The sequence below is a fragment of the Candidatus Laterigemmans baculatus genome (assembly GCF_010367455.1).
In the GTDB taxonomy this organism is placed as follows: Bacteria; Planctomycetota; Planctomycetia; order Pirellulales; family Pirellulaceae; genus Laterigemmans; species Laterigemmans baculatus.
Genome location: NZ_WRPR01000072.1, coordinates 17,993 through 38,666, shown reverse-complemented (window position 1 = coordinate 38,666; position 20,674 = coordinate 17,993). Strand labels below are relative to the sequence as shown.

Below are 20,674 nucleotides of genomic sequence, written 5' to 3'. Positions count from 1 at the left end.
GGACGTTTGGGGGCGTAATCAGATTGGAAGAGTAGGTGGCGGGAGCTTAAGGGATTGCTCAGTTGAATCCATCGACCTGGGTCACTTGCAGCTCCCCGTAGCCGCTGATCGTCCCGGCATCCATGGCGTCGACCAGGCTCTGGAGTTTGGCCGCTTCGTGGCATTCGATCACCAGCCGAGCTCCGCCGCCGCTCGACGGCTGCGCTTCGCGAAGCGCGCTGACCAGCGACGGTTTGCCAGCGACTTCGCGTTCCCAAGTAGCGGCCAGCACCAGGAAAGCTCCGAACTCGTCGATCTGCACCGTGACTTGATCCAACTCATCCTGCGGTTCTTCGACCGGTTGGCTGCTCGGCGCGTCGCTCTGTTGCCGGGGCATCGCGATCGATTTTTGCAGGGCGAACGAAGCGGTCACCATGAAGAAGATCAACAGCAGGAAGGTGACGTCGACCATCGGCGTCATGTCCATCTCGGTCTCTTCCCGCTTGCCTCGGCCACCGATCGGCAACGGTTCGAAGCCGGAATCGTCGGAGCGGCCCTCGAGCTCGCTCCCCTGCCCTGCCGGCTGCGAGGCGACGGGAATCGCGGCGGCCCAGGGAATTTCTTCGGCCGAGGCGAGGGCTGCCGAAGCGCCGCTCTGATTCCCACCGTGCGGCAGTGTCACGCCCGCCGCGGCGGATTCGGCGGCCGCCCGCTTCCGCCGCCGAGCCTCTTCAATCTGCTCGGCGGTGGGGATCTGGATCAGCTCTTCGCAGCTGGGGCACCGCATCTGGCGGCCCACCATCCGCTGGTGGACGCTGGACCGTTTGCCGCAGTTCGGACATTGAATTTTGATGCTCATCACCATCGATCGACCGCGTCCTTCATCGGGCGCGGCGACTCATTCCTCCTTCACGGCGATGTAGGTGGAACCGAGGCTCTCGAACGCGTCGCCGATGACCCGCTGCACTCGGGCGACCTCGCCGACCGAGACGTCTTTCTCACCGAGGATCATCACCTGCTGTTTCCCGAGGTCGAGCTGCTGGGTGACGTAGTCGACGATCTCCGACCGCTGGGCTTCCTCATCGTCGCTAAACGGCGACTCGTCGCCGCGGAGCACTTCGGCCTGATCGCCCCCTCCCCGCCGCATGAAGATCACCGCCGAGTCCTTGCTCGAGACCGACGTTCCATGGGTGGCTGCCGGAACCGCCGCAGTCTGCGTCGGATCCATTTTGGAAGCGACGACGAAGAAGATCAGCAGCAAAAACACGATGTCGATCATCGGCGTGATGTCGATCTCGTCATCGACCCGCTTCTTCGCAGCGAGTTCCAGTGGCGGTTCCGAGTCGCCGGTCGTGGAGACGGTGAAAGCCATCGGCTCAAGCCCCCTGGCGGTAGGCCGACGAGGTCCGGTCCAAACCGACTTTGAAGGCTTCGAGGAACCGCGTCAGTCCGGCTCCCACCAAGTCTTCCATCTTTTCGATCCGAATATTGACGCTGGCGATCAGCAGGATCAGCGGCACGGCGATCGCCAATCCGCAAGCGGTCGTCCGCAGCGCGATGTTGATGTCGTTGGCCAGCTTCGAGGGGTCCATCGCCTCGCCGCCCGAGGCGAGCGTCTGGAACGCCCCCATCATTCCGAACACCGTCCCGAACAGCCCGATCATCGGAGCGCTCTTGATGACCGTGTTGACCCAGCTCAAGCGGTGCTCGAGGTCGGCCAGCACGTCGCGCTGGAAGCGGTCGAGGATCAGCTGCCGAACCCGCGCGTAGCCCAGAGCTCGGTTCGCCAGCGCCAGCTCGATCATCTGCGGCAGAGCCCGATCATCGTCGTGGCAGGCTTCGGCGGCGAGATCGAACTTGCCCGCCGCGACCGCCCCTTCGATCTGCTCGAGGAATTCTTCCTGAGCAGCCTCGGTTTTGAATCGCTTCTGTTTGACGCGACTCCAGACGACGACGATGCAGAACAAACCCCAGATCGCGACGGCAGCCAGCGCGAAGTAGATCGAGTTCGCGATGATGTCGAAGACCGACATCCCCAGGAGCAACATGCATCAATTCCTATGCGGAGAGGAGAATGGGAGTACCGCCGGTCGCCCTACTTCTGCGTCTTGGGCACGCGGTAACGTTGTTCGATGACGACGAAAGTGTAACCGCCGTCGGCCGGCTGCGATTCGAACACGGTCTGGGCGATCTCGGTGACGCTCTGGTGACCCTGCCCGCGAGCATACTCCAGTTCCGCCGCGGCGAGCCGGTTTTCGAGTTCCGGGGGAACGAATTTGAGCATCTGCCGACCGTTGAGCGGGATTCCCGCCTTTTGCAGCAACTGACGGTCGTACTGCATCAGCGGCCCGGCGACGGTCCACATGAAGTACAGCCGCTTTTCGGTCTCGCTCTCGCCACGCCGCGTCTGCGGAGCGGCGGCCAAATTCTTCGCGTAGTCGACTCCCTGGATCTGGCCGCCGATCGCCGCCAGTTCGATCCCGTAGTAGTCGAGCTGGGTGGCGTAGGCGACGAGGTTTTTGGCAGCGAACTTCAGCTTCCAGCGTTCAAAGCGGGGAACGATGTCGTCCCCTTCCCCTTCCGGACCCGCTTGGCGGCTGTCCCCCGCCCCGCTCCCCTGCGTCGTCGCCGTGGCGTTGGAGTCGACCGAATCGAGCGAAGCGGCGACCGTGCTGACCGCGTCGGTCACGGCGGTCAGCGTCTCCTCCATCGTCGGCTCGAGCAGATCCTCGACCTCCTCGGCTCCCGGCGGTTCAAAATCGCGCTCGAACCCTTCCGCGTTCTCGCCGCGACCCGCCGGGTTCTCGGCGATCGGCGGCATCACCTCGGTGACCACTTTTCCGCCGCTGGTGACCCACAGCAGAAACAGCAATCCGACCAGGATCCCGATGAACATCGCGAAGGCCAGCAGGAATGAGCTGACCTGGTCGAACCGCGAGACCTTCAGCTCCTGGCGGACGACCTGCTTCGGACCGGCCGCCGGAAGCGCAGGATCGGACGCCGCAGCAGTCGACGGCTTGGCGGGGCGAGGGGGGGACGGAGCTTGGGGCATCGACATCAATCCAGAAACACGTAGCCAGGGTCGAGCTCGTTGTACCACGACCGCCACGCCTTGGCGGCCTGCTCGGCCTCTCGCTGCGAGGGGGCGTCGGGCGTCCCAAAACCATCGAAGCGGCGGCTGATAAACCGTAGCCCATCGCGGGCGTATCGTTTGACGACCGAGTCGGGATCGCTGAGCGCGTAGATCAGCGTCGGCACGACCTTCAATTCATCGCTCTGAGCGAGCAGGCGGACCGCCACGCGGCGGGACTGATACGACTCGCTGCCGCGGGCCAGCCGCTCGAGCCGCGCGAGCTGCTGCTTCCGCTCCTCCGGATCCTCGGCCAGCTTCAGATCCTCGGGGATCGAACCGGTCTCGACGCTCGCCTCTTCGTCTTCGAGCAAGCTGAGCAGATCGGTCACCGCCGTGGCGACCGGCTTGCCTTTGATCTGCGTCCCTTCGACCCGAATGTCGGTGGTGTCTTTGGGCAATTCGTAACCGCCCGCGAGCATCCCCTCGCTCATCTCCCCGATCGCCTTCTTGGTGCTGCGGATCAGGAACAGGATTGCGAACGAGGTCGCGATCTGAGGCGAGGAGTGCGCCGCGTCAGACGCCTGATGAGCCCAGCCGCCATCTTTCGACTGCGCACTCTGGAGGGCTTCGACCCCCGCGTTGTACCAGTCGGGCTCCTTCTCCTGACGCCCCGCGGCGATCTCCAAAAAGCTCTCGTACCGCTCGAGCGTGTAGAGGTAGTAGTAATGCCACGAGAGGCCGGTGGTCCGACGATAGGGGTTCGCCGTGAGCCAGTTTTCGGTCCGCCCGACGAACTGCATCAGCCCGGCTGCGGGGACCGACAGGCCGGTCCGCTTCTCTTCAGCCTTTTCTTCCGGCTTCTGTTCCTTGAGCGCCGCCGGCAATCCGGTGACGTTGTTCTTGATCTGTTTGGTCTTCCGCCACAGCCCGAAGTAATCGCCGCCGATCAACACGCTGCCGCCGCCAGCGGTCGTCAGCGAGTGACCCTTGCGATTGTCCTGCGGGACCAGCTTGCCAATGCTCCCGGAGTCGACCCCTTTGTAGCCCCACTGGCCGGTCGGGTCCTGCGTCCGCAACAGGTAGTGGACCGCCCGAGCCATGACTTCCGGCGGGACCTTGAAGTTCATCTGGTCCATCGTCCACATCGCCAGCACGACGTACTGCGTCTGCGAAGTGTCGCCATCCTCCTCCGAGAGATAGCCAAAGCCGCCATGGGATTTTTGGGCCGCGAACAAGGCGTCCCCCAAGGCTTGGATCTCCTTGGCGTACTTCGTCGGATCGACATCCATCATCAGCAGCAGAGCGACCGAGGTCTCGTAGGTCACCTTGGAGCTGTTCGAGAGCTTGCCCTGCATCGCCTCGCGAGCCTCTTCGAGCGCCGCCTCGAGCCCTTTTTGGACGACCGGGTTCGTCGCGTCCTGGCGGACTTTGTGGTGCGCGTAAGCCGCGAGAATGACGCCGCCGTGACGGTACGTCCGGGCCGCGTCTTCGAACTTTCCAGCCTCCACGGCCTCGAGAAAACCGATCCCCCGCTCGACCATCTGCAGGACGACCGGGTCCTCCGGCGTGTAAGCCAGTGCCGGGGCGGCGGCCAGAGCCAGCCACAAACCGAGGCCAACACCGAGCAGCCCCACCCTTCGCCGCGCGACCGACCCTGCACCCAGCGGATGACGCGGCAGCGGCGAAAGCTCCCGTCGCGAAAGCTCCCGTGGCGAAGATCTCAGCGGCGTGGATCCTTCCAGCGAGGGGGATAACGATCCGCGGACCGCTTGCAGGTGTCGCATCTGTTCGCTTCAGCTCCGGCAATACCCTCGACTCGTCTCATTCCGCGCCCCAGCGGAAGACATCCCGACGCAATAATATAATAGTCGCCTTTCGCTCCGCGAAAGAAGCGTGACATGCGCAACTTTCGCGGAGCGGAAGGCAACGATGGGCGACGATGGCGCCATCCGCACCATCGGTACATCTGGAGCGGGGGCGATGAAAATTGGGGTGCGGTCGAAAAACCGCAAAGCCTCCGATTGACATTCCTCTGCCCTGCCTTCTACGATTCCTGCCATGCGATGGTTCTTCGTCCGCTCGCCGGGCACGAATCGCCGCTGCGGCTGGTTGGGTAGCTCAGTTGGTAGAGCACTGCACTGAAAATGCAGGTGTCGCCGGTTCAATCCCGGCCCCAACCACTCCTCCTGAAATCCAAAAACCCCGATAGACTTCGCGTCTCCCGGGGTTTTTTCGTGTCTGGACCGCTCGGTCAGCGGCCGAGCGATGCGGCGCCGGTCCAACTTGGGATCGAGCAGGCCGATGCCGGCGAACGGGTTGACGATCAGCCGCTTGTCGCCGTTCATGCTTGACCGCCGGCCGTGCATCCGCTTCCCGATGCACCAGTAGCCGAAAGCCGTCCAGGCGGCTGCGTAGCCGTTGACGACCGAGACGGACCGCCCGGCCGCGGTCTGCGCGTCGAGGTACTTGCGGAGCGTGTCTGCGCGAAGGTCGGCGAGCCGCCGGAATCCACACGCCTTGGCCGATTCCTTCAGGCGTCGCTTCGTTGTCTCGATTCGGTCGGCATTCTTCTTTCGGCTCCGCAGGTAGTCGATGTGCGCGTCGATGTGCGTATCGAGCGGCAGCAGTTGGTGGTCAGCAACCGTGCTCTCGTCCCCGGTGAAGACCCCGACGCGGATTTTCTTGGTCCGGGCGACCAGTTCCGCCAGCTTGGCCTAGGCCGCTTGCTTGTCCCGGCAGCCGGTGGCGACTTCGCGAACGATGTCGTCCCCGTCGCGGTACTTGGCGGTGTACGTCGCCGCCTCGGTGGTAATCCGCTCCGTACCATCCTTCCCGACTGTCACCGGCGCCGTCCGAGTCTTGCCGTTGCGGAGCTTCCAGCGGGCGATTCGCTCGCCCTTCCGCGTGACGATCTCCGCCCCTTCCGGCAGCGGGCGCGTGGTCTTCTTCTTGAACACGCTGGCCATTGGCCAACCTCCCCGTGGTTGCCCCGAGAGAAAGAAAACACGGCGAGCCGGATCGGGGAATCTAGCGTTCGGGAGCTAACCTAGCCGCGGAGAATGCGAGTATACGCCAGCAGCAATTGACGCGAGCCCGGGAAGCAGTCCCCGCGGCGCCCCCCCCGCCACCTGCCGGTGTGATCGACCGGGGGCGGTGGTGGGTTGTCCGTTCTCCCCGGTCCTCGTCGCCAACTGGATCAGCACGGGATCTCGCTGCACGAGCGCCATGCGGTTGCGTCTGGTCCGGTCGGTCCGTCGGATCGGCAGGATGCCCCGGGGATGTGCGGGGCGGAAACTTAATACCGTGACACACACCCGCTGGGCGATTGATCGAGTAGTCGCAGCAATGCGGGCGCCCGACCGAGTCCGAAGATCGCCTTTGTTGTGCTGGTACCACACGTTCCGCCTCATGCCCGTGGGGACGCCAGTGCCAGTGCCGCTTGGCGCAGGGCCACGGCGACAACGCCCCCCGAAAGACGACGAAGACGGGCTTCCGGACTCGTCACCTCGCAGCCGTCGGCGAGACCGGCCGTCGGTCCTATCGTGGATCAACCCTGCCCAAGCGATTGTTCCCGGCGGGGGGCGTCGATCGAGGGAGGCTGGACCGCGGGGCCCGATCGTGGGGAGCCGGAGCGGACTAAGCCAGCCCGCCCCTTTTGTGATGGACCCGACTCCAGGAATCGGCGAGATTACCGGCCGACACGATCTCGCCAAGGGGCGAGAACAGCGATCCGAACCGGCGAGAATTGCCTCTTGCGCGACGATCTCGCCGTTTCGACCGATGATAAATGAATTCGGCGACAGAAGTGGACGCTCGCCCGGTCGAGAAAGCAGAGGAACTCATGGAAGCACTTATTGGAGATCGCGAGGCAGCGGCTGACCACGAGGTTGGGCATGCTCTCATCGGCACATTCGAGAACGGTTGGGACAGCTTGAGCCGGGCTTGGATCGTTCAAGCACACTGCGGCTGGGGTGGTGGAACAGACTTCGCGCGACTTACCCCAGATGCCAATGCGCTCGCAAAGGTTGCGCTTGCCGGCACTTTGGCAGAGGGAAAGCGAGCAATAGAGAGGCAAGGGCACGCGGGCCAACTCTTCGACCACCAAACCCACGCCCAAAATGTGCGTACCGCACTGACCCAGCTCGCGAACAATGACGCGATCGTGGCAGCAGTTGTCGAGATACACGCGGCTGGTCGCACGATGCAAACGGCATTGTCACGTCAGGACGCGGCATACTTGGCCCCGTTTACAGAGGCACAACTCATCCCGCTGATCGAGCAGACGAGCGAGATGCTGAATACTGCCAAAATTTGGGCTGCGCACGGCACCTTGGCGGATCGACTCTTGAATCCGCCTGCTGGGCAAGACTCGGACATCAACTATACACACATTTGGCAACAGGTTCTTTGAGTGGGCGCAGCCGCCGAAATCGGGTAAGGGCGGCCATTGCTGACCGCCCTCCCCACACCACCTCGCTTCCTATCGGTCGACAGCACCGGGTGGTTGCGTGCAACGCTCGCCCATTTTTCTAACTATTTGATAAGTATAGAGCCCGGAGAAAAGCGGGAGATTTCTTGCCCGCTCCGAACGCGCCGGCTCGGCACGCCGCGTCTTCCGCGGCGGTCGCGATGGTGTAGGCCGCTCGCAGTTCGTTGGCGACCTACTCTTGATCGCGCCCGGGAGGGGTGCAGATCATAGCCCCAACCGCCTGAACTGGTCGAAGTGATCCATCGAAGTGGCCAGGAGCGGCCCGAAGCTTTGGGCGGCTGCTTCCAGAATTTCCGCGTCTGCTTTCTCCGGGGAGTCGCAGAGGATTACCCGCGGCATCCCGTGAGCAGCGAGGACGTTCAGTGGAACATCGCTGGGGATCGCTAGTGCGATCGATAGGAGAGCGTCGGCGAGCTGCTGGTCGGTTAAGGCGGTCGTGGCGATGGTACTATCCATTTTCGGCTTCGTGCAGGTTCTCGTCTCGATCGATGAAGTAGGTCACCGAGACGATCGGCGAATCTCGAACGGCCTTAAGAACGACCTTTCTCACGTCTAAGGGGCCCACGGCCTCGTTCACTCGTTCGATGACGTACTGGGCGTCGAGCCCTTTTGCCTCAAGGTACTCAAGGTCTTCAGCATCTACCGAAACGAGAACCTCCGTTTGTCCTCCGTGTCGCTCGAAGGTGAATGCCATTTGGCACTTCAATCCCTGACTTTCCTCGTCCCGTTGCGCCTTGGCCAACTCAAGGATTTTCTTCTTGAGGGCAGTGTAGCTATCCTTGCCGGCTTCTTGTAGAAATCCTGAAAGTATTGCAGCAGACCCGAATGAGAGGCCCAGGGCGACATACTCTCCCATCCCCTTTTGGTGTATCTCCAGGGCGTCTACTTGTAGGCCGCCGTTGGACGCAGAGCAAATCTCAAGGATCTTTCTTGCCTCGAATACTCTTGGGTTGAATTCCAAGGTGACATCTGCCACACGACTGAGATTCAGCGAATATCGTTTCCCCGAAAACGTCATACTGAAACCGCCATACTTGGCGAGTTTCGATTCGTCGAAAACCTCGACATCCGCACGAATCGCCCAGTGCCCATTATCGAGCTGGACGAACTGCTTGTTGTAGCCGCGAGCAATTGCAGGCAGTGATGGATCGTGATTGTCCATCATGAGCCATGGATCTGGTATCTGGCTGTACATGTGCTCAAGCACGTACCGAGGAATGGTGTCTCCGTGTCGGTCGAGCTCTGTGGTTGCAACTATCTGTGAACGCAGCGTCTTCATGAAAACTCCGAATGTCAACGAACACCGGCCATATCGTAAAGCCGCCGGCGATCATCATAGGCGACCGACAGTCTGCAGCGGACCACGGGGCGAATTCTCTTTATCACCCGGTCTTAGGACGCCTGGCTTCCTTCTCTCTGGCTGTCTGGCCGGTGGGTAGCGCTCGCATCCACTCGTCCAGCTCCTCCTTGCAGAACCGAATGAGCTTTGGTCCTACTGTGCGAGATGGGATCTGTTTGCCGGACACCAGCTTGGTGATGGTCCGCTCGCTGATGCACAGGTACTCAGCCGCCGTCGGCTTGTCCATCAGGCCGGGCCACCGAGTCTTTTGTGCCGTAGTCACTGTTCTTCACATGCTGGGCTATGGGAAAGCTCCGAGGCTTCTACCGTCCCTGGACCGGATTGCCACGAAGAGAATCGATGCCGGCGACAGCATAGTGGGCCGGCGGCTCTTATCGTGTCGTCTCCCCTACGCCCCCGCCTCCAGTTCCATCGCGTGACGTTTGTCCGCCTTTTCGGATCCGTCAGCCTGAGCCGAGACCGCTGCGTCTGAGGCCGATCTGGTTGCGGGTGGCGGCGGTGGGCTATGCTGCTGGGCCCCTCATTGACGAGGCGGGTGCTTTTGGGCTGGTTGGGCCCTTGGATTGTGGCGCTCGCCTCGGTTGACGTCGCCATGGATCTCCGATGCCCCTGACTTTGCCCCAGCTGGAACGCCACCTGTTTGCTGCCGCGGATATTCTTCGCGGGAAGATGGACGCCTCGGAGTTCAAGGAATACATCTTCGGCGTCCTGTTTTTGAAGCGTTGCTCGGACGTTTTTGAGGAGCGGTTCGAGGCGGTCGTGGCCCAGGAGCTCGACCGGGGCCGCTCGGCGGAGCAGGCCCAGCAGCGGGCGAATCACCCCAGCTACTATGCCGGCGAGCACTTCTTCGTGCCCGAGCAGGCCCGCTGGGGGCACCTCCGCGACGAGGTGCACCACAACGTCGGTGATGGGCTGAACAAGGCTCTCTCGGCCCTGGAGGAGGCGAATACGAGCCTCGAGGGGGTGCTCGCCCACATTGACTTCAACCGCAAGGTCGGCCAGTCCAAGATCCCCGATAAGCGGCTGCGAGACCTGATCGCCCACTTCTCCAAGTACCGGCTGCGGAACGAGGATTTCGAGTACCCGGACCTGCTCGGGGCGGCCTACGAATACCTGATCCGGGATTTCGCCGACTCGGCCGGTAAGAAGGGCGGCGAGTTCTATACGCCTCGGGCGGTGGTGCGGATGATGGTCCAGATTGCCGAGCCGGACGAGGGCCAGCGGATCTACGACCCCTGCTCGGGTTCGGGCGGCATGCTGGTGCTGGCCAAGGAATACTTGGACGAGCGGCGGCTGAATTCGCGGAACCTCGGGCTGTACGGCCAAGAATCGAACGGTGGCGTGTGGGCGATCAGCAAGATGAACATGCTCCTGCACGGCATCCCCGACGCCAATATGCAGAACGGCGACACGCTGGCCGAGCCGATGCACACCGAAGGGGGCGAGCTGATGCGGTTCGACCGCGTGCTCACCAATCCGCCCTTTTCGCAGAACTACTCCCGCGATGGGCTGCCATTCCCCGAGCGGTTCCGGTTCGGCTTCTGCCCGGAGAGCGGCAAGAAGGCCGACCTGATGTTCGTCCAGCACATGATCTCGGTGCTGCGGCCGGGCGGGATGGTGGTCACGGTCATGCCCCACGGCGTGCTGTTCCGCGGCGGAGCGGAGAAAGAGATCCGTAGCGGGATTCTCGACGACGACCTACTCGACGCCGTAATCGGACTCGGCTCGAACCTATTTTACGGCACCGGCATCCCGGCTTGCCTGCTGGTGCTGCGAGCCCCCGGGGCCAAGCCCAAGGAGCGGCGACAAAAAGTGCTGTTCATCAACGCCGACCGCGAATACTACGAGGGCCGGGCCCAGAACTATCTGTACCCCGAGCACATCGAGAAGATCGTCAGCGCCTGGCGGAACTTTGAGACGATCGACGGCTTCGCCCGCGTCGTCACCCGCGACGAGCTGCGGGAGAACGACGATAACCTGAACATCCGCCGCTACGCCGACAACGCCCCGCCGCCGGAGCCACACGACGTCCGCGCGCATCTCTTCGGCGGTGTGCCCCAGCGGGAGGTCGACGCTCGGCGGCCGTTGTTCGAGGCCCACGGGTTCGACCCGCAGCACCTGCTGGTCGATCGCGAGGCGGGCTACTACGACTTCGCCGGCGACCTAGCCGACAAAGCGGACCTCAAACAGCGGATCGAAGCCGACGCGGGCGTTCAGGCCAAAGAACGCCAGCTGGCCGAGAAGGTCGAAACCTGGTGGGCGCACCACCGCAAATCGATCGCCGCGCTCCCCGAGACGCAGCGGTTGATGAACCTCCGGGCGCTGCTGCTCTCCAGCTTCCAGCGGACGCTGGAGCAGATCGGGCTGCTCGACCATTTTCGCGTCACCGGCGTGATCGCGACGTGGTGGGGGGACGTGCAGAACGACCTCAAGACGATTACCGCCCGCGGGTTTACCGGACTGGTCGAAGCCTGGGAGGTGAGCATTCTCACCGCGATGGAGGATAAGCGGAGCAAGGACAACCCGCTCGAGCACCGGCTGGTCAAACGGCTGCTCCCCGAGTACCTAGCCGACCTCTCGGAGTTGGAAGCGAAGCGGGCCGAGCTCGACGCGACGATCCGCGGAGCAACCGCGGCGAGCGACGAAGAGGAGGAGGAAGGCGATGGCGGCAGCGACGAACCGCTGAGTGACGAGGAGCTCAAAACGCTGAAGCAGGAGCTGGCGGCGACGAAGAAGAAGCTGAAGACCAAAGAAGGCAACTTCACCAAGCGGCTCCGTGAAGCCCGCGAGGGGCTCGACGAGGGCGCCGCTCAGGAGCTGGCGCTGGCGATCCTACGGAGCGATCTCGACGCGATCCTCGACCGCTACGTCGCCGACCACCGCCAGCAGATGGTGGCCGCGTTCGAAAACTGGTGGGACAAGTACCGGGTGACGCTGACCAGCATTGAGGAGGAGAGGGACGAGGCGGCGAGCAAGCTGCGGGAGTTTTTGGGAGGGCTGGGGTATGCCTGAGGGAGAGAATGCACCTGCAGGATGGGAGCGTACAAAGCTCGGCGATGTTCTTTCGCTAATCCGCAACGGCACTACAGCGACTCAGGTGGGTGAGACGACAGCCTTCCCTGTCACGCGAATCGAGACTATCGCTAGCGGGACGATCGACTGGTCGCGTGTCGGGCATTTAGCGAAACCCGTTTCGCAGTACAAAATGGAGCCTGGCGACATCCTGTACAGCCACATTAATTCCATTTCACACATGGGCAAGGTGGCTATATACGAGGGCGGGGACGCGCTCTTTCACGGCATGAACCTAATGTTGCTGAGGCCGTTACCGGAGAGAGCGAATCCGTGGTTTTTGCACGCAGTGCTTGCTGCGGATCATGGCAGGGCATATGCCCGACGCGAGTGCAAGTCTGCAATAAATCAGGCGAGCCTTTCGCAACGCGACATCGTGCGGTTCCCTTTGAATCTCCCTCCGCTCCCCGAGCAGCGGCTGATTGCGGAGATTCTCGATACGGTCGACGAGGCAATCCGCAAGACCGAGCAGATCATCGCCAAGCTGGAGCAGGTCAAGCAGGGTCTGTTGCACGACCTGCTCACCCGCGGCATCGACGACAATGGCCAACTCCGCGACCCCGACCGCCACCCCGAGCAGTTCAAGGATTCGGAACTGGGAAGGATTCCGAAGGTGTGGGAGGTTAAGGAGCTCGAGCACCTGGTCGATCGCCTGCGCCCGATCGTGTACGGCATCCTGATGCCGGGGCTAGAATTCCCGGGAGGAGTGCCTGTGGTCAAGGTCAAGGACATTAAGGGAGGTGCTATTAACCTCAACGAGCTGCTCCTAACGAGCCCAGCGATTGATCTCGAATATCGACGGTCTCGGCTTGCGCCGGGGGATCTACTGTTCACAATTCGCGGCACCGTCGGCCGCATGGCATTTGTTCCGTCCCAACTCGATCAGGCGAATATCACTCAAGATACGGCTCGAGTAGCTTTGGTGCGATGCAACCCCCTTTTCGTCCGCGAATATCTAAATATGCCGGGCCCCCGGTCCTTCATTGAAACTCATACAGTTGGCGTCGCTGTTCGTGGTATCAATCTTAGAGACCTTCGACGCGTACCAATCGCATTGCCGCCAGCCCATGAAGCTAATGAAATTGCCGATCGGCTAGGGGCAGCAACCGACCGGTCTAGAGCGGAGGACGTGAAACTCGCGAAACTTCACCTTCTCAAGCAGGGCCTCATGGACGACCTCCTCACCGGGCGCGTCCGGGTGACGGAGCTCCTGCAGGAGACGGCGCAGTGATCGGCGGTGGAGAGAGGGTCTCGCGTCGTCGCGGAACCAGGCCTGGAGGGCTTTCACAAGTCAGCCCAGGGCAGAGCGTCGCGGCGTAGCCGTAGAGCGACGCCCTGGGACAGGCGTCCTCCGCACGCACCCCGAAGCGTGAGCCGCAGCCCCAGCGGGGCGACAGAGAATAGCCCAGGGCGTCAGCCCTGGGACGCGGGGCCAACACGCGTGCCAGCCCCGTAGGGGCGATATAGATTGGATTTCGGGGCCGGGTTTCCGGATTCGATACGCGTTCGTCGCTCCGAGAGGCATTCATTGAGGCAATGCGGTTTGCTATGCCGCCCCGCTGGGGCTTTCGCGCGGGGATTGCACCGGATCCAGGGGCTCACGCCCCTGGCTATTTTATGTCGCCGCTACGCGGCTGGTGCGTCTGGAGTTGCCTACACCAGGCCCGCCCTGCGACGGGCCCGCTGGCGGACGTTTTCCCAGGAGTCGGTCTGCAGCGTACCCGCATCGATCTCCGCGCTGCGGCGGTTCGCTTCGCGGATCCATTCCTCGCTGGGCCGATCCCAATCCTCGGGAGCCATGCCGTCCCAGAGCAATGCGATCAGCCGCGCGCGATCCGAACTCGGCAGGGACTGGGCGGCCGCGATGATGTCGTCGAGTGATTCCATACCGCGATTGTAGCAGCCGGCCCTTCTGGAATGGACAGAGAGTCGCTAACCGCGGTGCGGCGATCGGGAGTCGCTATGACCCAAAGTGTTCATAGAACCGCGCATAGAACCTGCCCCTACGCTGCGTGAATCCGCCGCAACTCGCCTTGCTGCATCACCTTGCGGTCTAGCCGAGCTATACTCGCCCCGCGTATAGACCGCGTATAGAGCCATCATCGAGGGGGTGTCGACTTGGGACGAGTCGACCTACGAAGAGGAAGATGCCGATGACCGGCGGACCGGAGTGGACCGACGTTGAACAGCCGCTACTCGACCAGCTCGCCGCGATGGGCTGGCGGACGCTGTGCGGCAGCGCCAGCGATCCCTCGGTGACCGGCCGCGAATCGTTCCGCGAGGTGTTCCTCGGGACCGAGCTCCGCGAGGCGATCCGCCGGATCAACCTCCGCGACGGCCAGCCGTGGCTCGACGACGACCGCGTCTCGCACGCGGTCAGCTCGCTTGAGCGGATCGGCCACCGGCGGCTGATCGAGGCGAACCAGGAAGCGACCGACTTGCTGCTCGGCGGCGTCCAGGTCGAGGGGCTGCCGGGCTGGGACGGCGGCCGCGCCCAGACGGTCCACTTCATCGACTGGGACCACCCCGAGCGGAACACGTTTACAGCGGTCAACCAGTTCAAGGTCGATTGCCCGGGCGGCCAGTCCAAAGGCTCCATCCGGCCTGACGTCACACTGTTCGTCAACGGCATTCCGATCGTTGTCGTCGAGTGCAAAAGCCCGACTAGCTCCGAGCCCGTAACCGCCGCGGTCGATCAGCTCCGCCGCTACCACAACGCCCGCAAGCACGCTGGCGAGTGCGAGGAGAACGAGGGGAACGAGCGGCTCTTCTACACTAACCAGTTTCTGATCGCGACCAGCTACGACGAGGCCCGCGTCGGCACGATTGGAGCCGAGGCGAGGTACTACCTGGAGTGGAAGGACACGGCCCCGGTGCCGCTGGCCGATGTGCAGCGGGAGCTCGGGAAAGAGCGGCTCAGCAGCCAACACACGCTGGTTGCCGGCATGCTGCGGCCGGCCCACCTGCTGGACATCATCCGCCACTTTACGCTGTACCAGCAGAGCGGCGGCCGGACAGTTAAGATCGTGTGCCGGTACCAGCAGTTCCGCGCCGTCCACGCGGCAGTCGACCGCTTGCTGCACGGCAAGACGCGCCAGCAGGACGGCGAGCACGATCGGCGGGGCGGGATCGTCTGGCACACCCAGGGCTCGGGAAAGAGCCTGACGATGGTTTTTCTGGTCCGCAAGATGCGCTCGCTCTCCGAGCTGCGGCGGTTCAAGATCGTCGTGGTTACCGACCGCAAGGACCTGGAGCGTCAGCTGTCGGACACCGCAACGCTGACCGGTGAGACGGTCGAGCGGGCGCGGAGGGTCCGTGAAGTGAAAACGCTGCTCCGCCGCAAAGGGCCGGGGATCGTGTTCGCGATGATCCAGAAGTACCAGGACCGAGACCTGGAGGAACGCCCTCTCCCTAACCCTCTCCCGCAAGCGGGCGAGGGGACAAGTGGAGCGGACGACGCGGTCGGCGACCTGGGGCTGCTGAACGACGACGAGGCGATCCTGGTGATGGTCGACGAAGCGCACCGCAGCCACAGCAGCGCCCTGCACGGCCACTTGCTGCAGGCTTTGCCCAACTGTGCCCGGATCGGCTTTACCGGCACGCCGATCATCATGGGGGCCAAGAAGCGGACCCACGAAATCTTTGGCGAGTTCCTCGACCGCTACACGATCCGCCAAGCCGAGCAGGACGGGGCGACGGTGCCGATCCTCTACGAAGGCCGCACCGTCTCGGGAGCCGTCGCCGACGGCCGCGACCTGGACGAGCTGTTTGAGGACCTGTTTCAGGAGCGGAGCGAAGAGGAGCGGAAGGCGATCCAGCGCAAGTACGGTACGCGGGGATCGATCTTCGAAGCCGAGAAGCTGATCCAGGCCAAAGCCCGGGACATGCTCTGGCACTACGTCGAAAACATCCTGCCGAGCGGCCTCAAAGCCCAGGTGGTCGCCTACAGCCGACGCGCGGCGGTGCGGTATCAGGCGGCGCTCACCAAAGCCCGTGACGAGCTCGTGCAGGCGGCTCTGGAGCTCGACGAAGCCACGCGGCGGCTGGACGACTTGGAGCTCGATCGCAAGCCACGGGCGACGCGTGCGGCCGTCAGGGCGTGGCGGGTGCTCGGCGTGCTCCGGCGGCTCGAGTTCGCTGCGATTATCTCCGCTGAAAACAATCAGTTGCCCGAGCTGAACGAGTGGTCGGACGCGGCGAAGATCGAAAGCCGGATCGCGCGGTTCAAGAAACCCCTGCCGCCGATGGATGTGCGTCGAGCGGCCGACGCCGCGGCGGACGCGACCCGCAAGATCGCCGAAGGGGAGCCGGACTACGACGTGCCGGCCACGCTGCCGATGCGTGCGGCGACTCGGGCCGACGGGGCGAGCGACAACAGTGACCCGCTGGCGTTCCTGATCGTCAAATCGATGCTGCTGACCGGCTTCGACGCGCCGATCGAAGGGGTGATGTACCTCGACCGTCCGATCCGCGAGGCGGAGCTGCTGCAGGCGATCGCTCGCGTCAACCGAACTGGCCACGGCAAGAGCGCCGGAATCCTGGTCGACTACTACGGCGTTGCCGGGCACCTTCGGGACGCCCTTGCGGCCTACAGCGCCGAGGACATCGAAGGAGCGCTGCAGAGCTTGAAGGACGAGATCCCGACACTCCGGGACCGTCACGCTCGCGTCGTCGACCTGTTCCATAGCCACGGGGTGGACGACATCACCGACACTGACGCGGCCGTCTATCTGCTCGCCGACGAGCGGCTACGGGCGGAATTCTCGGTCAAGCTCAAGCAGTTTCTGGCCACGCTCGACCTGGTGCTGCCGCGGCCCGAGGGGCTGCCGTTCGTGAAGGATGCAGAGCAGCTTGGAGAGATTTACGAGCTGGCTCGGAAGAAGTATCGCATCGGTCTCGCTGAACTCGGGAAGGACGTGGGACGCAAGGTCCAGCGGCTGATCGACGAGCACGTGATTTCGCTCGGGATCGATCCTCGCATCCCGCCGATCGCGATCACCGACAGCAACTTCGCCAAACACATTCGCCGACAGGTATCGGACCGGGCCAAGGCGTCGGAGATGGAGCACGCGGTCCGCAGCCACATCCGCAAGAAGATCGACGAGGACCCGGTCCACTACCAAAAGCTCTCCGAGCGGCTCGAGGAGATCCTCCATCAGTTCGGCGAGGACTGGAAGCAGCTGGCGCTCGCCTTGGAGGATTTTGTCGACGAGGTGGTTCAGGGGCGCGGTGACGACGCCGGGTGCGGGCTCGATCCGCAGCTGCACGCTCCCTTCTTCGATCTGCTCCGGCAGGAACGGGAGCGGGATACGCTGGTCGGTGATGGCGACGCGGCACGGCTGGCCGAGCAGACCGTCGAGATGGTCGACCGCCTAATCCGTCCCTCGATCGCCGTGGTCGACTTCTGGAAGAACGCCACGCGGCAGGACGAGCTCCGCGGCCAACTGTTCCGGTTCCTCGACGAATCGGAGATTATTGATTTCGACCGGCTGGACGCCGCGACGGCTCGGCTGATGGAATTGAGCCGGGCTAACCACGACAAGCTGGTAAAGAGCGAGTGAACGGAAGCACGATCACCGTCGACGACCTGCGGTTTGAGCTCCGCCACAGCACGCGGCGGAAGACCGTGCAGATCACCGTCGATCGCGGCGGCGAGCTCGTTCTCTACGCCCCCGAGGGCTGCCCGGCGGCGGCGATCGACGACTTCGTCCGCGAAAAGCGTTTCTGGATCTTTACGAAGCTGGCCGAGAAGGAGGCTCTTCGGCCGCCAGCGGTGACGAAGCAGTACGTCAGCGGCGAGGGGTTCCCGTACCTCGGCCGCAGTTACCGGCTGCAGTTGGTCGACGAGCAGGACGTGCCGCTCAAGCTCGAGCACGGTCGGTTCCGGATGCGCCGCAGCGACGCGGCCGACGGGCGGAGCCACATGATCCGCTGGTACACCGAACACGCCCGCCGCTGGCTCCCCGGCCGCGTCGAGCGACTCGAGACCCGGCTGGGCGTCCAATCCGCCGGCGTCACCGTCCAGGACCTCGGCTACCGCTGGGGCTCGTGCGGCAAGGGGAACCGCCTCTACTTCCACTGGCGAACGATCTTGCTGCCCTCGCGAATCGTCGAATACATCGTCGCCCACGAGCTGGTCCACCTCCGCGAGCCTCACCACACCCCCGCCTTCTGGACCCACCTAGCCCGAGCCGTCCCCGACTTCGCCACGAAAAAGCAATGGCTAGCCGAAAACGCCGGAGAGGTGATGGGGGTGTAATCGCGCCGGCGACATTATGGAGAGGTGCTGAGCTGAAATCCTTAAGGCTCGAAGAATGACCAATTGAGCCCCCGCACCATGCTCCGGTCGATCCAACCGACGCGTGACAAAGATCGCGCACTCTTGGGGCCGAATGCAAGCGGTTGTCGGCGGCGCGTGGATGCCAGTGAACTTGGGATAGTGGCGACACTTGACTCAAAAAAGGAGAACTGCCACTTGAGCGGTCCTTAAACTCCGGGTTTAATGCTCGCCAGACAGTACGGCTCTCCTAAGCACGTGATTGTCACGTTGTCCCATATGGGACCTGAACCGGCGTCGCAGGACGCTGAAAATTTCGACGGACGGCATCTCAAGAGGATGAACGCGCCGGCGAGTGGTTTGGGAGTCACTTTGACTCGTTCGTTGGCCTACTAGGAGAGCAATCATGGCAACTTTGTCACGAAGCGTGCCGTCACCGGGAGAAACAAAGACGCAAGCCGAAAAGGAACTCGAATTGATAGTCGAGTTTTGGAACCGGCTTCGCGTCTGCGAGGATCTCGGGACAACGAACTGGGAGGCGTTGGAGCCGATCGAGCGGGAAGTTACCGATTGCCTGAGCCTGCGTCCGCCTGACTTGCAGCGTGCGAGAACGGCAACGGCAAGGGCACTCGATTTGATTCTCGGCCGCATTGACCTCTAACGTCTCCCAAAACCAAATTTGACAGGCATTGGCCTTATGAAATATCTCGGATTAACGGCTCGACGATTTCGCCAACGGCTTGAGTACAGTCAGGTTGCAATGGCTGAACGACTCGGCATAACAGCTGTGCATCTAAGCAACATTGAAAACGGCAAGGCGATACCGTCGCCTAAGCTGCTGTCGAAATATCAAGAGCTTTGGGGCATCGATCTCTACGTGTTGGCGTGGTGTGACGAGCCCAACAGCGACCAGTTGCCGCCGTCCGTTCGTGCGGTAGCGGGCGAACTGAGGAATGTCTGGAGCGGCATCGTTGAACACGTAGTAGCCACGGAGAAAAGCGAGGACCAGCGAGCACATGCTTAATCTGTGGCGTCTCGACCAGTTGTGTAGGCTACTCAAGACGGATCCTGAGAAACTAGCATCGGCACTTGAGTCGCCCAGCAAGTTCATAAAGGAGCTGTTGCTCTGCGATCCTGCAGGAGAAAAGAGGCCACGTCGCGTTATCGACGTTTCGGGAGATCTGCGTTTGGTACAGGAGCGGTTCTATCGGCGCGTCCTGTTGCAAAGGCTTTGGCCTTCGCATAATAGCCACGGTGGAATCCGGGGTAGAAGCATCAAATCAAACGTGATTGCCCACGCCGGGTCGCGATTCGCGTTCAAGAGCGACATCCGGAACTTCTACCCCTCAATTCACCGACGCCGAGTCTACCGCTTGTTCGCGGACCGACTGCATTGTTCCGCTGATGTGGCCCGCGCTTGTACGGCACTCACTACCTTTAATCATCACCTAGCACTGGGGTTAGTGAGCAGTCCGATACTGGCCGATCAGATTCTTTGTCCGATCGATAACCGCATCGCCGAAGCATGTAAGAGCATCGGCGTCGTGTATACACGTTTCGTTGACGACATCACCCTGTCTGCGCGGTATGACTTGCGTCGGAGCAATGTCGCCTCAATCGTCCGCAAGATTTTGGGAGATCATGGGTTCGAAATCCATCCCGGAAAAGAAGCATTCGGGCGTCTTGAGGATCTAGCGATCACGGGGATCCGTATGCGAGATAGCAAGCTCGACGTCACCCGTGAATACGCTGACAGGCTCGATCAGCAGCTTAAAGACGCAAAGTCGCTTGCGGACGGAGCGCATTTCGACGGTCCGTTTCAGACGTTCAATCAACTGCGAGGAAAGGTGCAGTTCGTGGGATGGGTGAATCCCGGCAGGAAGGCGTACCTGATGAGGCGTTTATTCTCAATTGGGCGCGAAAAGTATCGGCGGGAGGCAATCAACCGCGGGCTAGTCGCCAGCAAGACCGGGCTGATGAGCCTCGATCCCACGCCGGCGGCGCAGTTGAGAGTATTTACCCCCGGTTAGCTGCCTTTCGTGACGCACACCGACTTCTTTTTCCAGCCTCATATGCCGCACGGAAAACAACAAGATGAGTCTGACCCCGCACTCCGACTTGCGAAATGTGTCCGGACTAACGGAACTAGAGTCTATTTCGATCCGGATCTTTTTGCAGGGAGCCGTCTACTGCTGGTGTAAAAATAGGAGAGATGAGTGGTTCTCGCTGAGAGACCTGATGGGCGGCGATAACTTCTACTGGGAAGGAACTCCGTTATTCGCCCTATATAGGAAGCACGAAGGGGTAAGCGCCGACCCGGTGAAGAGCGCTGGACAGGACGGAGGGTGGATGTTGAAACAGATGATCTCTGAAGATGCCCGAGTGTTCGAAACTCGCGAAGGGCCCATGATCCGAGAGTATCGC

The 20,674-nt window shown here is 62.5% G+C and carries 19 protein-coding genes and 1 tRNA gene; 10 read left to right on the top strand and 10 right to left on the bottom strand.

The window, feature by feature from the left end; translation table 11 throughout:
• Positions 1-58: 58 nt before the first annotated feature.
• From GNK13_RS14275 to GNK13_RS14255, 5 genes are read right to left on the bottom strand one after another with little or no spacing between them, the layout of a single operon-like run.
• A complete protein-coding gene (locus tag GNK13_RS14275; RefSeq protein WP_164103227.1) occupies positions 59-838 on the bottom strand; it encodes a biopolymer transporter ExbD in 780 nt (259 codons plus the stop codon).
• Positions 839-877: 39 nt separating this feature from the next.
• Positions 878-1,351: an ExbD/TolR family protein gene (locus GNK13_RS14270; RefSeq protein ID WP_164103226.1), complete on the bottom strand. Its 474-nt coding sequence runs from the start codon at positions 1,349-1,351 to the stop codon at positions 878-880.
• A gap of 4 nt (positions 1,352-1,355) precedes the next feature.
• Positions 1,356-2,027, bottom strand: coding sequence for a MotA/TolQ/ExbB proton channel family protein (locus GNK13_RS14265; protein WP_164103225.1), 672 nt, complete (start codon positions 2,025-2,027; stop codon positions 1,356-1,358).
• 47 nt (positions 2,028-2,074) lie between these two features.
• A complete protein-coding gene (locus GNK13_RS14260) occupies positions 2,075-3,037 on the bottom strand; it encodes a hypothetical protein (protein WP_235935164.1) in 963 nt (320 codons plus the stop codon).
• The gene (locus GNK13_RS14255) at positions 3,037-4,836 is read right to left on the bottom strand and encodes a hypothetical protein (protein WP_164103224.1); all 1,800 of its coding nucleotides are present in this window, start codon (positions 4,834-4,836) and stop codon (positions 3,037-3,039) included. Before GNK13_RS14255 ends, GNK13_RS14260 begins: the two co-directional genes overlap by 1 nt.
• 114 nt (positions 4,837-4,950) lie before the next feature.
• On the opposite strand from GNK13_RS14255, the gene GNK13_RS14250 reads away from it, so the two are divergent.
• Both GNK13_RS14250 and GNK13_RS14245 read left to right on the top strand, forming a co-directional pair.
• Complete coding sequence (locus tag GNK13_RS14250) at positions 4,951-5,169, top strand: hypothetical protein (RefSeq protein ID WP_164103223.1); 219 nt, start codon at positions 4,951-4,953, stop codon at positions 5,167-5,169.
• A tRNA-Phe gene (locus GNK13_RS14245) sits at positions 5,160-5,232 on the top strand. Before GNK13_RS14250 ends, GNK13_RS14245 begins: the two co-directional genes overlap by 10 nt.
• 534 nt (positions 5,233-5,766) lie before the next feature.
• Here GNK13_RS14245 and GNK13_RS14240 read toward each other — a convergent pair.
• The gene (locus GNK13_RS14240; RefSeq protein WP_164103222.1) at positions 5,767-6,018 is read right to left on the bottom strand and encodes a hypothetical protein; all 252 of its coding nucleotides are present in this window, start codon (positions 6,016-6,018) and stop codon (positions 5,767-5,769) included.
• Positions 6,019-6,839: 821 nt separating this feature from the next.
• On the opposite strand from GNK13_RS14240, the gene GNK13_RS14235 reads away from it, so the two are divergent.
• The gene (locus GNK13_RS14235; protein ID WP_164103221.1) at positions 6,840-7,463 is read left to right on the top strand and encodes a hypothetical protein; all 624 of its coding nucleotides are present in this window, start codon (positions 6,840-6,842) and stop codon (positions 7,461-7,463) included.
• Between the two features lie 282 nt (positions 7,464-7,745).
• Here GNK13_RS14235 and GNK13_RS14230 read toward each other — a convergent pair whose 3' ends face one another.
• From GNK13_RS14230 to GNK13_RS22090, 3 genes are all read right to left on the bottom strand, one after another.
• Positions 7,746-7,997, bottom strand: coding sequence for a hypothetical protein (locus tag GNK13_RS14230; protein ID WP_164103220.1), 252 nt, complete (start codon positions 7,995-7,997; stop codon positions 7,746-7,748).
• On the bottom strand, positions 7,990-8,820 hold the full coding sequence (locus GNK13_RS14225; protein WP_164103219.1) for a hypothetical protein: 831 nt from the start codon (positions 8,818-8,820) through the stop codon (positions 7,990-7,992). Before GNK13_RS14225 ends, GNK13_RS14230 begins: the two co-directional genes overlap by 8 nt.
• 103 nt (positions 8,821-8,923) lie before the next feature.
• Positions 8,924-9,127 (bottom strand): helix-turn-helix domain-containing protein, encoded by a 204-nt coding sequence (locus GNK13_RS22090; protein WP_164103218.1) that lies wholly within the window; start codon positions 9,125-9,127, stop codon positions 8,924-8,926.
• A gap of 377 nt (positions 9,128-9,504) precedes the next feature.
• Here GNK13_RS22090 and GNK13_RS14215 point away from each other — a divergent pair, with 377 nt between their 5' ends.
• Both GNK13_RS14215 and GNK13_RS14210 read left to right on the top strand, forming a co-directional pair.
• The gene (locus GNK13_RS14215) at positions 9,505-11,913 is read left to right on the top strand and encodes a type I restriction-modification system subunit M (protein WP_164103217.1); all 2,409 of its coding nucleotides are present in this window, start codon (positions 9,505-9,507) and stop codon (positions 11,911-11,913) included.
• Entirely contained in the window at positions 11,906-13,204 is a 1,299-nt protein-coding gene (locus GNK13_RS14210) for a restriction endonuclease subunit S (RefSeq protein ID WP_164103216.1), read from the top strand. The genes GNK13_RS14215 and GNK13_RS14210 overlap by 8 nt, the downstream gene beginning before the upstream one ends.
• A gap of 422 nt (positions 13,205-13,626) precedes the next feature.
• Here the strand turns inward: GNK13_RS14210 and GNK13_RS14205 are convergent, their stop codons facing one another.
• Positions 13,627-13,860, bottom strand: coding sequence for an addiction module protein (locus tag GNK13_RS14205; RefSeq protein ID WP_164103215.1), 234 nt, complete (start codon positions 13,858-13,860; stop codon positions 13,627-13,629).
• Between the two features lie 260 nt (positions 13,861-14,120).
• On the opposite strand from GNK13_RS14205, the gene GNK13_RS21510 reads away from it, so the two are divergent.
• From GNK13_RS21510 to GNK13_RS14175, 5 genes are all read left to right on the top strand, one after another.
• Positions 14,121-17,534: a type I restriction endonuclease subunit R gene (locus tag GNK13_RS21510; RefSeq protein ID WP_203545367.1), complete on the top strand. Its 3,414-nt coding sequence runs from the start codon at positions 14,121-14,123 to the stop codon at positions 17,532-17,534.
• Positions 17,531-18,232 (top strand): M48 family metallopeptidase, encoded by a 702-nt coding sequence (locus tag GNK13_RS14190; protein ID WP_164103214.1) that lies wholly within the window; start codon positions 17,531-17,533, stop codon positions 18,230-18,232. Before GNK13_RS21510 ends, GNK13_RS14190 begins: the two co-directional genes overlap by 4 nt.
• Positions 18,233-18,656: 424 nt before the next feature.
• On the top strand, positions 18,657-18,911 hold the full coding sequence (locus tag GNK13_RS14185) for a hypothetical protein (protein ID WP_164103213.1): 255 nt from the start codon (positions 18,657-18,659) through the stop codon (positions 18,909-18,911).
• Between the two features lie 36 nt (positions 18,912-18,947).
• The gene (locus GNK13_RS14180) at positions 18,948-19,274 is read left to right on the top strand and encodes a helix-turn-helix domain-containing protein (protein ID WP_261345423.1); all 327 of its coding nucleotides are present in this window, start codon (positions 18,948-18,950) and stop codon (positions 19,272-19,274) included.
• Positions 19,267-20,280 carry a reverse transcriptase family protein gene (locus GNK13_RS14175; protein WP_164103211.1) on the top strand — a complete coding sequence of 338 codons (1,014 nt, stop codon included), beginning with the start codon at positions 19,267-19,269 and terminating at the stop codon, positions 20,278-20,280. Before GNK13_RS14180 ends, GNK13_RS14175 begins: the two co-directional genes overlap by 8 nt.
• Positions 20,281-20,674: the final 394 nt, after the last annotated feature.